The 13859-nt window shown below is 67.9% G+C and carries 9 protein-coding genes and 1 tRNA gene; 3 read left to right on the top strand and 7 right to left on the bottom strand.

The genetic code is table 11. From position 1 onward, the window contains the following. The first annotated feature begins 161 nt into the window (after positions 1-161). Complete coding sequence (locus ASC91_RS08885) at positions 162-3911, top strand: TonB-dependent receptor (RefSeq protein ID WP_157281369.1); 3750 nt, start codon at positions 162-164, stop codon at positions 3909-3911. 163 nt (positions 3912-4074) lie between these two features. After that, a complete protein-coding gene (locus ASC91_RS08880; protein WP_056195318.1) occupies positions 4075-5553 on the top strand; it encodes a tetratricopeptide repeat protein in 1479 nt (492 codons plus the stop codon). Here the strand turns inward: ASC91_RS08880 and greB are convergent, their stop codons facing one another. Then, positions 5554-6123 (bottom strand): transcription elongation factor GreB, encoded by a 570-nt coding sequence (gene greB / locus ASC91_RS08875; protein WP_056195315.1) that lies wholly within the window; start codon positions 6121-6123, stop codon positions 5554-5556. A 14-nt stretch (positions 6124-6137) separates the two neighbouring features. Between greB and ASC91_RS08870 the strand changes: the two genes are divergently transcribed. After that, on the top strand, positions 6138-7172 hold the full coding sequence (locus ASC91_RS08870) for a CaiB/BaiF CoA-transferase family protein (RefSeq protein WP_056195312.1): 1035 nt from the start codon (positions 6138-6140) through the stop codon (positions 7170-7172). 67 nt (positions 7173-7239) lie between these two features. Here the strand turns inward: ASC91_RS08870 and ASC91_RS08865 are convergent. From ASC91_RS08865 to ASC91_RS08840, 6 genes are all read right to left on the bottom strand, one after another. After that, positions 7240-7316 (bottom strand) — tRNA-Arg (locus ASC91_RS08865). Positions 7317-7397: 81 nt separating this feature from the next. Next, positions 7398-8645 carry a heme biosynthesis HemY N-terminal domain-containing protein gene (locus ASC91_RS08860; protein WP_056195308.1) on the bottom strand — a complete coding sequence of 416 codons (1248 nt, stop codon included), beginning with the start codon at positions 8643-8645 and terminating at the stop codon, positions 7398-7400. Between the two features lie 13 nt (positions 8646-8658). After that, positions 8659-9804 (bottom strand): uroporphyrinogen-III C-methyltransferase, encoded by a 1146-nt coding sequence (locus tag ASC91_RS08855; RefSeq protein WP_235531915.1) that lies wholly within the window; start codon positions 9802-9804, stop codon positions 8659-8661. A 16-nt stretch (positions 9805-9820) separates the two neighbouring features. Continuing rightward, on the bottom strand, positions 9821-10561 hold the full coding sequence (locus tag ASC91_RS08850) for a uroporphyrinogen-III synthase (protein WP_056195305.1): 741 nt from the start codon (positions 10559-10561) through the stop codon (positions 9821-9823). Further along, the gene (gene hemC / locus ASC91_RS08845) at positions 10558-11484 is read right to left on the bottom strand and encodes a hydroxymethylbilane synthase (protein ID WP_056195301.1); all 927 of its coding nucleotides are present in this window, start codon (positions 11482-11484) and stop codon (positions 10558-10560) included. Before hemC ends, ASC91_RS08850 begins: the two co-directional genes overlap by 4 nt. Before the next feature lie 132 nt (positions 11485-11616). Then, positions 11617-13857: a DUF6445 family protein gene (locus ASC91_RS08840; protein ID WP_200955268.1), complete on the bottom strand. Its 2241-nt coding sequence runs from the start codon at positions 13855-13857 to the stop codon at positions 11617-11619. Positions 13858-13859: the final 2 nt, after the last annotated feature.

The raw sequence follows: 13859 nt of genomic DNA, 5'->3' as shown, positions 1-13859 counted from the left end.
TTTTCGGGATAGCAAACGAGACAAAACGAATTTCTCCGAGTTACGGCGGCTGCTTAAGGTCGCGCCGCGGCCCGGGAAGGCGGTGCAAAAGCCCCTCTTTCCGGCCCGCAGCGACCGACCCACAACAAGCCCGGGACCCCACCGGAGCGCGGAGAAGACACGTGAACAAGTTCAGCAAGCCTGCGGTGGCAACCGCCGTTTCCATGGCCCTGGCCCTGATGGCCCAGCAATCCGCCCTCGCCCAGCAAAGCGGCGACGGCGCCAAGCCCGAAGACGCCAAGCCGGCGGCGCGCAAGCCAGGCGCCCCGGTGCAGGAACTTGAAACCGTGCTGGTGGTCGGCACGCGCCAGTCGCAGCAGTCCAGCATCAACCGCAAGAAGCATGCGGCCACGGCCCAGGACTCCATCGTGGCCGAGGACGTTGGCGCCTTTCCTGACCGCAACATCGGCGAGGCCATCTCGCGCATCGCCGGCGTGGCGCTGGACCGCGGCGACTTCGGCGAAGGTGTGAACGTGTCCATCCGCGGCAACGGCCCCGAGCTGACCCGCGTCGAAATGGACGGCATGGCCGTGCGTTCGGGCGCCGGCACCGACCTGCTGGGCGGCGGCGACGGCCGCGGCACCGAGTTCCGCGAGCTGTCTTCCGACCTCATCAAGAGCGTCGACGTCATCAAGGGCTCCACGGCCGCGATGACGGAAGGTTCGCTCGGCGGCGGCATCATCATCACGACCCGCACCGGCCTGGACTTCGACAAGCCCTTCTACTCGTTCCGCGCCGCCGCCACGCAGAGCGACCTGAACAAGCAGAACACGCCCAACTTCAACCTGGTGCTGGCCGACAAGTTTCTGGACAAGCGCTTGGGGGTAATCGTCAACCTGAACAAGTCGCGTTACAAGAGCGAGCAGCACGGCGTCACGCAGGGCGGCAGCAACAACCAGCAGGGCCTGGTGCGCCTGGGCGACTTCGACGGCTCGCCAGAGAAGACCTTCACCTTCAACCCGGCGACGGCCAACGGCGACACCATCAACACGCCGATGCAGATCACGCCGCTGATCGCCGGCGGGAACTTCAACGCCTCCACGCCGCTGGAGCTGTTGACCAAGTCAGCCGCAGCGCAGACCAAGGCCGACTGCTTCACCACCTTCCCCAATCTGACGACGGCCCAGACCAACCTCATGGTCGCCGCTGGCCGCACTGCGGCCTACACGCAGCGCCAGAACGAGCAGATCACCTGCCTGAACCAGTGGAATGACTACTCGCCCTCGCAAACGGCGGGCTTTCGCTACAACTTCAAGAGCCAGGACGACAAGCGCACCGGCGGCGACGTGCGGCTGGACTTCAAGGTCAACGATCAGCTGACCGTCTACAGCAAGCTCAGCCTCAACAAGCGCCATGTCGACGACATCGTCGGCTTCCTCGGCGTGGGCAGCAACACGGCCTTCAATCCCGCTGGCACCTTCACCGACAACACGACCACCAACGTCCGCTCGTTGACGGCGGGCCAGAGCGCCGTTGCCTCGCTGCTGCCCAACTCGTACTCCTTCCGCGCCAACAATGCGCCGCTGGTGCTCGGCACGACGACCAACGTGCTGCCGGGCTACACGGTCGATTCCTCGCATCACCTGACGAGCTATTCGACCAACAACGGCTCCTTTGGCACGGACACCATCTTCAGCAGCATCGACACCGATTCGAAGACGCTGATCCTGGGCGGCGAATACAAGAGCGACCGCCTCAGCGTGCAGGCGATGGGCGGCTCGACCAAGTCCACCGCGATGCGCTATGACCGCCGCGCCTCCGTCAGCTATGTGTACGGCATCGGCAACTTCGCGCTGCAGCCCAATGGCATCTGGTCGTTCACGCTGCCCAATGGCAACAACAACGAGCAACTCAACTTCCCGCTCTATTCCACGCTGAACCCGGCCGCGCCATTGGCCGCCTTCCCGGCCTCGGCGACCAACCCGGTCTCGGTGCCGGCCTACACGGCCGCCCAGCGCGCGCAGTACACCAACAACACGCAGTTGCTGGTCATCCGCTCCTTCGACACCGAGAGCACCGAAAAGACCGGCAAGGTCGACCTGGCCTACAACCTGGTCGACAAGGTGCCCTTCCTGACCTCGCTGAAGGGCGGCCTCAACTACCGAGACACCGGCGGCACCACCTGGAGCGGCGCCGGCGGCACGATCAAGGACCCGGTCGGCACCTTCGGCACGGCCGGCTTCGTGCCGGGCGTGTACATGCCCGGCGTCAACACGCGCTGGAACGTCATCGGCTGCGAGAACACCGCCGGCTCCGTGGCCGCGAACGGCCAGCCCTGCGCTTACGGCTACATCCCCAACAACCAGCTCAACAACGGCACCGGCAGCGTGGTGGCGGGCACCAACACGTTCACCAAGGCGCAGTACGAAGAACTGATCCGCCAGACGCTGACCATGGCCCCGGCCGGCCAGTTCTACGGCGGCTCCAAGGACCGCCCGGCGACGCTGATCGACGGCTGGAACCAGCTCGACGTCGACAAGATGTTCCAGCTTGCCGGCATCCCGGTGCGTCTGGACTGCTTCCGCACCTGCACGGCCAGCGACGGCAAGGTCTACGACATGCCGATGACCAAGTTCACCGAGAAGTCCAAGGCCGCCTATCTGATGACGGACTTCGAGATCGACCGCGTGCCGTTCACGAACTGGGCCCTGCCCTTCGGTATGGAACTGGCAGGCAACTTCGGCGTGCGCGTGGTGCAGACCGACGTGACCGGCACCGGCTACCTGACCTTCCGCTCGGTGCGCAAAACCGCCGCTTTCGATATCAACAACCCGACGGCCCCCGCCGGCTTCGTGTCGAACACCTTCTCGCAGAACGCATCGGTCGAGGCCAAGTCGACCGACGTGATGCCCTCGCTGAACCTGGTGCTGTGGCCCGTCGTCGACAAAGTCGCGCTGCGCTACTCCCTCGGCAAGACGATCGCCCGCCCGCCGGTGTCCAAGCTGCTGCCCTCGGGCGGCACCAACGTCGTCTGCTCCAACAGCCAGATCGTGGAGGAATCAGCCGATCCGGACGACAGTGCCCCCGACCAGGGCTGCTCGGGCACGCTCGGCAACCCGGCGCTGAAGCCGCAGACCAACGTCAACCAGAACCTGTCGCTGGAGTGGTATGCCAATCGCGACACCAGCGTGTCGGTCGGCGTCTTCCGCCAGAAGGGCCTGATCGGAGCGCCCACCATCGGCGTCTTCCGCAACAACAACAAGGTGTTCGCCACCAGCAATGCGGTCGACCCGATCACCGGCACCCCGCTGAAGGACATCGACTTCTCGTTCGCCCAGTGGGACAACGCCCCGGCGTCGACCCGCCGCGGCCTGGAGCTTGGCGTGAGGACCGCCTTCACCTTCCTGCCGTCCATCCTGCGCTACACCGGCGTGGACGCCAATTACAGCCGCGTGCGTTCGACCCAGGGCGCGCCGACGCTGGACCTCATCAGCGGCGAAATCCTGCCGGTCGTCAACGAGCCGAAGTATTCGTGGAATGCCTCGCTGTGGTACGACGACGGCGGCTTCCAGGCCCGCGTGGCGATGCAGGTGGTGGCCGCGCGCTATTTCGTGTTCACGCCGAACACCGGAACCAGCGTGGGCGTTAACAACTTCCCGTCCATCGGCACCAGCTTCCGCGGCGCACCGACGAGCTACAACCCGGGCGCCCCCATCTTCGGCAGCCGCACCGCCTTCATTGACGCCAAGGTCTCCTATCGGTTCAAGAACGGCCTGGAGCTGTTCGCGGACGTCCGCAACCTCACCGGGGAGCGCACGCAGACCACGACGGGCGGCTATCAAGACTATGCCGACGGCATTCCCAGCATCTATGGCGATGGCTACAACGGCCGCCGCTACATGGTGGGCATGACGCTGCGCAGCCCGCGTTGAAATGAAACCCCTCGCCCAGTCTTGCCCCGCTGAACGCGGGCAAGCCCGGTCGGTCCCCCGGGGGGACGGCGATGCTCGCGGCATCGAGCCGCGAGCACATCGCCATGGCGGGCCGGCTTGGGAGCGGCCCGGCGCTCGGCCCGAATACCTGGGGCTCGTCGGCGTGGCGCTGTGCCTCGCGCTGGCCTGCCCGGCCAGCCAGGCGCAGTTGGCGGCCGCCAGTGCGCCTGCCGGGGCGCCCAACACCCTGGACGCCGTCAAGGTGACAGGCCAGCGCGACAAGAGCGTCGATCCGTCCATGATCGACGCCGCCAAGAACAAGGTGCTGTCACGCGAATACGCGCGGTCCTGCGCCTTCATGAGCAGCTACTCGGCTGCCGATGACCCCGTCACGCTGGCCTACATGCGTGACTTCAAGCTGTCGGACAGCCCGTCCAACGAGGCCGAGCGCTTCAGCGACCTCAGCCCCGAAGGCAATGCCAAGACCGCCAGCGCTGGCAGCTCGCTGGAACCCGCCGTCGACACGGCGCCAGACTTGATGGCGCCCTCCACCGGGTGCGGTCCCGGCGACCGCCGCGCCGCCGCCGGCCGCAACTGGATCGCCCGCAAGGACAAGTCGCTCACCCAGGCCTTCGAAGCTTACGAAGCGGGCAACTACACCGAGGCCCGCGCCAGGTTTGAAGAGGGCTGGAAGAAGCTGGGCTATGAAGAAGCGGCCATGATGCTGGGCCGCATCCACCTGATGGGCCTGGGCACGCCGCGCAGCACACCCAAGGCCATCGAGTGGCTGCACGAAGTGGTCGACGCGTCCTACAACCCGGCCGCGGACCGCCTGAAGTTCGATCCCAAGAAGCCCGACAACATCAATACCCGCGTCGAGGCTTCGCTGCTGCTGGCGCGCATCTACCTCACCGGCCAGGGCACCAAGCGAGACCCGGTGCAGGCCTACAAGTGGTGGAGCAAGGCGCTGGACTACGGCTTCGAGCCCGCCGGCACGCTGCTGGCCCAGGCCCACCTCAGCGGCATCGGCACCAAGCCCGACGCCAAGCCCGCGCTGGCCTACCTGCAGGCCGCCGGCGAGGCAGGTGACGTGACCGCCCTGTACATGTTGGGACAGCTGTACCACCACCAACTGCCCGGCCAGCCCGACGGCGTGCCGCTGGACCTGCAGCGCGCCGGTGCCTACTTCGCCGCCGCCGCTAAGGCTGGCCACCTGGAGGGCACCTACGCCGCCGCACGCATGATGGACCTCGGCGAAGGCCTGCCGGCACCCGCGCCCGAACGCGCGGTCGTGCTCTACAAGGACGCCGCGCTGAAAGGCCATGCCGATGCGCAAAACGCGCTGGCCACGTTCTTCTACCGCGGCGAGGTCGTGCCGCAGAACTTCGCCACAGCCCGCCAGTTCTTCCAGGCCGCCGCCCAGCGCCGCCAGCCGGATGCGATGTTCAACCTCGCCGTCATGCTGGCGCAGGGCCAGGGCGGCGACAAGGACATGGCTGCCGCCTACGCCTGGTGCAGCCTCAGCAAATCCATGGGCCACGAGCAGGCCGCCGTGGCCCTGCCCAGCATCGCCGCGCGGTTGAGTCCGGACGAAAAGGCCCGCGCCGACGCGATGCTGAAACCGCCGGCGAAGAAATCCTGATCAGCCGCCTGCCGGCGTCGGATAGACGACCTCGACGACCTCGATCTTCTCGACGCCCACCGGCGTCACGAGATTGAGTTCGTCGCCAACGCGTGCCTTCAGCAGCGTGCGCGCGATGGGCGAGATCCAGCTGACCTCGCCGGCCAGGCTGTCGGACTCGTCGATGCCCTTGATCGTGATCGTCTTCTCCTCGCCCTTGGCGTTGGCATAGGTCACCGTCGCGCCGAAGAAGATCTGTTCGCTGCCGTAATGGACGCTCGGGTCGGCGACCTCGGCGATGTCCAGCCGCTTGGTCAGGAAGCGCAGCCGGCGGTCGATTTCGCGCAGCCGCTTCTTGCCATAGAGGTAGTCGCCGTTCTCCGAGCGGTCGCCGTTCTTTGCCGCCCAGGACACGACCTCCACGACGCGCGGCCGCTCCACGTCCAGCAGCTCCATGAACTCGGCACGCAGCCGCGCATAGCCAGCCGGCGTCAGATAGTTGCGCGTGCCAGCTGGGAGCGCCGGCAGCGAGGGGCCGTCGCCATCGTCATCGTCGGCCGTGTCGGATTCCTTGGTGAAGGCCTTGTTCATGACAACATTGTCCGATGCATACCCCCTCGCCTGCCGGGCCGCTGACCGGACTCACCGTCGTCGAAATGGCCGGCATCGGCCCCTGCCCGCTGGCCGGCATGCTGCTGGCCGACCATGGCGCCGATGTCCTGGTCATCGAGCGCCCCGGTGGCCGAGTGCTGGATACCGGCACGGGTCTGGATCGGGGCAAACGACGCACCTGCCTGGACTTGAAAACGACGGACGGCCTGGCCGAGGCGCGTGCGCTGGTCGAGGGCGCGGATGCGCTGATCGAAGGCTTTCGTCCCGGCGTCATGGAGCGCCTGGGCCTCGGGCCTGAGGTCTTCCAGGCCAGCCACCCGCGCCTCGTCTACGGCCGCCTCACGGGCTGGGGCCAGACAGGGCCGCTGGCCCAGGCCGCCGGCCATGACATCAACTACGTCGCGGTGACGGGCGTACTGTCCGCGGCCACGCGTGCAGGCGTCGCTCCGAGCATCCCGGCCACACTGATCGGCGACATGGGCGGCGGCGCGATGTTCCTGGCCTTCGGCTTGATGGCCGCGCTGTGGGAGGCTCAGCGCAGCGGCCGGGGCCAAGTGGTGGATGCGGCCATGGTGGATGGCGTGGGCCTGCTGTCCAGCCTGCTGCATTCGCTGCGCGCCGCGGGCCGCTGGAGCGACAAGCCCGAACAGAACTTCTTCCTGCACAGCTCGCCCTTCTACGACTGCTTCGAATGCGCCGACGGGAGCTTCGTGTCGATCGGCGCGCTGGAGCCGCAGTTCTATGCCGAGTTGCTGCAGCGCCTGGGGCTGGATGACGTCGATCCCGCCGCCCAACACGATCGCAGCCAGTGGCCAGCGCTGCGCGAGCGCGTGGCTTCGCGCCTGCGCGAGAAGACGCGTGATGAATGGTCTGCCCAGTTGGAGGGCAGCAACGTCTGCTTCGCGCCGGTGCTGACCCTGGCCGAAGCGCCGCTGCATCCGCATGCCCTGGCGCGCGGCAGCTTCACGCAGACCGAGAGCGGCCATTGGCAACCAGCCGCTGCACCACGCTTTTCGCGCAGCCGCTGATTCGGCGCCACAAAGAAAAACACCCCAGAGGCTTGAACCTCTGAGGTGTTTCCATTTCTTCTTGTTTTGGTGCGGCTGGCAGGATTCGAACCCACGACCCCTTGGTTCGTAGCCAAGTACTCTATCCAACTGAGCTACAGCCGCTGAAGCCTCACAGTATAGCCAGATTTTCAGGGGCCCGACAAGACTTTGGCGCTTTTTTAGAAATAGTTGGGGCAGCCGCCATCAAGGCAGGCGCGCGGCGGCCTCGAAGCAGCGCGCGCGGCGACTTTCGTCGCCTTCCTGCTCGGCCAGCGCCGCCAGTGCCAGCCAGCTGCGACGGCGGGCCGGGCCGGGCATCGTCACGTCGTCGGCTGCCGTCTCAAGCATCAGTCGCGCCTTGCCCCAGAGCTGGCGCTCCGCAAGAGCATGGCCCAGCGCATAGGCCAGAGCGCGCTCGCGTGGGAAACGCGACTGCGCGGACTCGAGGCGCTGCAGCCAGTCAGGCCCGCAGCCAGCCAGCACCGGCACGAGCGCATTGGCAAGCGCCGCACGGTCGTCAGACTGCAATTCGGCCAGATCATCGAAGAATGGCCGCAGCCAGCCGCGACCGTCGTCCGGCGCACCGAGTTGGCCGGCACATTGCGCGGCACGCGCGGCGACGAGGGGATCACGGCGATCGGCTGGATCGAGCTGTTGCCAGATCGAGCGCAGCTGGTCGACATCACGCGCGCCGTCCAGCGCTTCGAAGGCCAGCGACCGCAACAGTCCCTGGGCCGCCACCTTGGAGAAGGCCTGATGCTTGGCGAGCAGGCGCGCGGTGCGCAGCGCATCCAGCGGCTGGCGAGCCAGGCGCGACGCCTGCAGCCGCAGGCGCAGGGCCTGGGTGCGGCGCGCGACACCGGGGGCCAGTTCGCCGAGCACGCTCAGTGCGCGCGTGGCGTCGCGGTCGTCCAGCGCCCATTCGGCGGCGAGCAGCCGAGCGCCGTCTTCCTGCGCGCGTGCGCCACTGGTGCGATGCGCCAGATCGAGGGCGCGCGCGAGCTGTTCGTCACGGTGGCGGCGGTCCTGCAAGCGGTGGGCACTGGCCGCGGCGAGCAAGTGGGCCAGGGCCATGAAGGACTGGTCGGCCGCCAGTTCGGGCGTGGCGGACTGGATGTTGAGGGCCTTCTGCGCCGCTTTCTGGGCGCGGCTGAAGCGGGCGCCGAAGAGCTCGACCAGAGCCTCGCGCAGGGCGAGCTGGGCACTGCGTTCACGCTGCGCCAGCCGCCACTCGCGGGCGCGCTTGGGCAGGGTCGTCAGCGCCTCGATGGCCTGGATGGCCGTGACGAGGGCGAAGCAGCTGGCGACCAGCAGCAGCAGGAAGAGATTGAGCGAGATGTCGACCCGCCAACCGGCCCAGTAGAAGCTGGCAAGACCGTCGTTGCTGCCCAGGGTCAGTGCCGCGACGACGGCGACGACGAAGAGCAGGACCAGCCAGATGACGAGACGCATGATCAGCGTCCTTTCATCGACCGGCCGCGGCGGCGGTCAGCGCAGCCAGCGTGTCATCCGGCCGCGGCACGCTGACCTGGCGCGCCTGGCCTGACACCTGGCGCAGCAGCTCGGCCACGCTGGCCACCTTGCGCGAACGGGTGTCGAAGTAGCGGTTCAGCATTTCCTGGCTGTCACGAAGGTCGGACTGAGCGGTGTCGAACTGGCGGCTCAGCAGCGCCAGGCGGGCGTTCAGCAGGCGCAGCTTCAGGTTCTCGCGCAGGAAAAAGCTCTGATCGGGCGAGACCAGTGCCGCCTCGGGATGGTCGATGCGGGTCACGCGCAGCAGCGTGCGGGCTTCGCCCCAGACCACACCGGTCCAGCTGGAGAGTTGCTGCGTGGCCTGCCACCACCACAACGAGACCTTGCCGTCCGCCGCTGCGGCGGCCTGCTCGCGTTGCAGCTTCAGTGCACGCTCGCGCTCCTTGGCGGCATCGCCGTTGCGCTCGTCGCGCTGCTTGGGCGCGGCCTCGTTGCCCGAGACCAGCGGCAGTTCGTCGGCCATGCGCACGACTTCGTCGAGCTTGATGGTCAGCGTGGACACGTCGACGACGGCAACCGCCTTGACGCGGTCCAGGTCGCGCGCGACGGCGCGGCGTATGCCTTCCATGCGCGGTTGCTTGTAGCGCAGCAGGCGCTCGTCGGCCTGCTTGAGCGTGGCCACCAGGGGTTCGGCGCTGCCGGTGATTTGCGTCTGCTGAAGGGCCACGCGGATGGCAGCCTCGATGTCGCCGACGACGTTCTCGTCCCGCGAACGGGACATGGACTGGATCAGCTCCTCCAACTGGCCGCGCTGCAGGGCGACCTCGGCCAGACGGGCGTCCAGCAGCGAGACCTTGGCGGCCGTGTCGCGCACCAGCTCAGCGGATTGCTTGGCAGCCAGCCGCGCCTCGGTGGCCTGCGCCTGGCTGGCCTCCTGGCGGCGCACCAGCTCCTGCTCCAGAGACTGCTGGCGCGACAGGCTCTGCCAGGCCAGCACGACGCAAAGCAGCACGGCGGCGCCCAGCAGGGCCAGCAGCCAGGGCAGCCAGACCGGCAGCGCGGGGGCGAAAGGGGACGGTGGCGGCGCGGCGGGCTCGGCCGCGGCGACAGCAGGGGGATTCAGCGCAGGCTCACTCACAGTGCGATGGATTCTGTCAGAGGCCTTTCAGGGCCTGAGTCACCGCTTCAGGGGCCGGTCGCGCCAAAACCACAGGATCGAAGCCGGCCGCCCGGGCAGCTTCGGCAATGCGGGCATGGGTGGCGATGGCGCGCTGCTGGTTCATGTCCATGCCTTGCAGGTGGCCGACGGCCTCGGCACTGCTGAACAGCCATACAAAGGCTGTGGGCTCTGCGCGAATGGCGTCCAGCAATGCCTGCTCGGCCATTTCGAAGCGGGGGCCGGCACGGTGATAGGTCGTCACGGTTTCAACGCGCGCGCCAGCGGCCGTCAGTTGCTCGGCCAGCCATTCGCGTCCGCCATCGCCGCGCAGCAGCAGCACCCGGGCGCCGGCCCAGGCACGACGGGGTGACAGTTGTTGCCAGAGGTGTTCTGAGTCCAGGCTGGCTGAGTCCGCTGCGGGCTGGACGATCTGGCCCGCGGGCACGCCGCGTTCGATCAACGCCTGGGCGCTGCCCGGCCCGACGCAGGCGGCCAGCGTGTGGGCTGGCCACGGGCGGTCGGCGTGGCGGAAGAACTGCTCGACGGCATTGGGACTGACGAAGACGGCCAGGTCCATATCGGGCAGGCTGGCCCAGGCCGCGACAACCGCTGCCGGATCGCGGGCCGGCAGGATCTCGATGAGGGGCAGCGCCACCGCCTCGACGCCGAGTTCGGCCAGGCGCGCCAGCCAGGCCGCGCACTGCGGCCGTGGGCGCGTGACGATGAGGGTCGTCATCCAGGCAGGTAGCAGCCGGCGCCCAGTTCGCGCAGGCGCGCAGCGGCCTGCTGGCCCAGGGCCCGGGCCGCATCGGTCGCCACCACGTTACCCGTGACGCTGGTACGCAGCAGCGGCGAGGTGTGGGCCTCGGCATGGCCCAGGGCGGCGTCCAGGCACAGCGTCGCGCCCTGCCAGCGGGCGTGGGCCGCCAGCGGCAGGCTGCAGCTGCCGCCGAGCGCACGCGACACGGCGCGCTCGGCCTCGCAGGCCAACAGCGTCGGCTGATGGATGAGTTTGGCCAGGGCTTCGGCCAAGGCACCGTCATCGGCGCGGATCTCCAGGCCCAGGGCGCCCTGCCCCGCGCACGGCAGCATCTGGCCGATATCAAACAGGGCACGTATGCGGTTGGCGAGCCCCAGGCGCTTGAGGCCGGCCGCCGCCAGCACGATGGCGTGATAGCCACCCTCGTCGAGCTTGCGCAGCCGCGTGTCGAGATTGCCACGCAGCGGCTCGACGCGCAGGTCGGGCCGCAGGCTGAGCAGCTGGGTCACGCGGCGCAGGCTGGAGCTGCCCACCACCGCGCCCTCGGGCAGTTCGGCCAGCGAGGCGTAGTCGTTGGAAACGAAAGCATCGCGCGGGTCTTCGCGCTCCAGCACGGCCGCAAGAACGAAGCCCTCGGGCAGCTCCATCGGCACATCCTTCAGCGAATGCACGGCGAGCTGGGCGCGGCCTTCGGCCAGCGCCGTCTCCAGCTCCTTCACGAACAGGCCCTTGCCGCCGATCTTGGACAGCGTGCGGTCCAGGATCTGGTCGCCGCGCGTCGTCATGCCCAGCAGCGTCGCGGTAATGCCGAGTTCCTCGGCGAGGCGGGCCTGCACATGCTCGGCCTGCCACAGCGCCAAGCGGCTTTCGCGCGTGGCGATGGTGATGGAAGTGGTCATCCGCTGATTATCGAGGCGGGCTGCGGTAGGCCTGGGGCGGCTTGCCTAGACGGCAGTGGGAGCCTCGGCAGCGCGGCTGTGTTCTGTACCCTGCCGCGCAGCGCGCTCTGGCGCTGGATGCCGAGCTGGCGGCTAGGCAGGCCGGCGGCTCTTGAAGAAGGCGTTGATGGTGAGGCGGCCCATGCCGGTCTGGTAGCCGGCCTTGGCAGCGGGCCAGTTGATGTCGCCGGTATGGAAGATGCTGCCGCTGTAGAAGATGGCACGGTTCCACTTGGCCGGCACCCGGCCGATGACCTCGAAGTAACGGTTGCTCTCGGTCATGTAGCCAGGCGCGATGCCGTACTTGTCGCTGAAGGCGCTGCCGTTCAGCGTGTTGGAGTCGCGCATGAACTGGCGCGTCTCGGCGTCGGACATCAGCGAACGGAAGAACACGGTGCCCCCCAGTTGCTCGTCCTTGAACAGGTAGTGCACGGATGCCGAGATCACCTCGCCCGGCCCGATGGCGGAGTCGTCGCGGTGGCAGATACGCTGGCGCGGGTCCAGCGTCGTGGCGTCCTGGGTGACACGCGAGAAGCGGCCGAACATGCCCAGCCCCGGGCCGGCACCCAGCCGGGGGCGCAGGTGCTGTTCGAAATAGCCCCCCAGTGCGCCGGCGATGCCGTCCGGCAGTGCCAGCTGCGGGCCGGGATAGGGATGGCCCGCGGGCGCCTCGAACTGGCCGGCCTGGGCCTGGGCGAGCGCCAGGAGGGCCTCGGGGTCTTGCGCGAAGTCGTCGACCACGTAGACCGTCGCGCCGTTGGACAGCTGCACCGTCTCCAGACGAGCGTTGGGGTTGATGCGCAGCTCGGGGCCGACGACAGGCTTGTTCGTGACCAGGTCGAGCTTGGGTGCGGGGCAGAAGCCGTCGATGAACTGCTGGTGCTTTGGCAGCTTCATCAGCGTGCGCGCCACGTCCTTGCGGATGTCGCCGAGGAACTCCGCGAGGTTGCGGTTGTCCATGTTGCGCGTGATGGGGTGGTGGCTGGCAGGCGTGATGCCCTGCCCCATCATGACCTGCACCCAGGAGTTCTCGGCGAACAGCTCGCCCTGGTTCAGCATGATGCGGGCGGTGTCGCGGAAATGCTGGATGCGGTGCTTGAGCAGCGGCGGCACATCCATCTCGCAGCAGTCACGCCAGAAGGCCGAGTCCGTGCGGTTGTTGACGTGGTAGTGCAGGATGATGAAGTCGCGCACGACCTCGATCGCCTCCTGCGTCTGCCGGTTGTACTCGTCGATGTCGCTCTGGCGCACGCCGTCGGTCGGGAACAGCTCGATCAGCCGGGTCAGGCCCTTCTGGATCAGGTGGATGCTGGTGGATTCAATCGGCTCCAGGAAGCCGCTGGCCAGGCCGATGGCGACGCAGTTCTTCTTCCAGACCTGCTCGCGCTGGCCGGGCGTGAACTTGATGACACGCGGCTGGCGCAGCACCTCGCCCTCGATGTTGGCGAGCAGCGCCGCTTTCGCGTCGTCGTCGCTGATGTGCTTGCTGCTGAACACGACGCCGTTGCCGACCCGGTGCTGCAGCGGGATGCGCCACTGCCAGCCCCAGGGGTGGGCGATGGCGCGGGTGTAGGGCACGGGCTCGCCGACCAGCGTGGTCTGCACGGCCAGGGCGCTATCGCAGGGCAGCCAGTGCGACCAGCTCTCGTAGGGCACGCCCAGCGTCTCGCCGATGAGCAATGCGCGCATGCCGGTGCAGTCGATGAAGAAGTCGCCTTCGACCAGCGCGCCGCCATCGAGTTGCAGGCCGGTGATGTCGCCGCTGGCGGCATCGGTGTGGACCTTGGCGATCTTGCCTTCGATGCGCTGCACGCCCAGCGCTTCGGAGAAGCGGCGCAGGTACTGGCCGTAGAGCGTCGCATCGAAGTGATAGGCGTAGTTGATGCCGTTGTCGGGCAGCGTCGCGAAGCGGTTGTCCAGCCCGGCGCGCAGCTCCAGGCAGTAGTCGCCATAGTCGCTCGCCAGACCGCGCTTGCGGCCTTCCAGCCAGAAATGGTGGAAGCCGGCCGTCCAGTGACCCTTGCCGGTCTTGCCGAAGGAGTGGAAGTAGTTCTCGCCGACGTTGCGCCAGTTCTCGAAGCTGATGCCGAGTTTGAACGTGGCCTGCGTGGCCTGGATGAACTCGCGCTCGTCCAGGTCCAGGATCTCGTGCAGGATGTGCAGCGTCGGGATCGTCGCCTCGCCAACGCCAACGGTGCCGATCTCCTCGGACTCGACGAGGCGGATGTCGTAGTGCTTGCCCAGGCACTTCGACAGGCCCGCGGCCACCATCCAGCCGGCGGTGCCGCCACCGGCGATGACGACGCGACGGATGGGTTTGGGAGCGGTGGTCATGG

Origin of the sequence: Pelomonas sp. Root1237, from assembly GCF_001425055.1 — a bacterium.
GTDB lineage: Bacteria > Pseudomonadota > Gammaproteobacteria > Burkholderiales > Burkholderiaceae_C > Pelomonas.
Note: the sequence above shows the minus strand (reverse complement) of the source record. Positions and strands in the feature narration are given on the sequence as shown.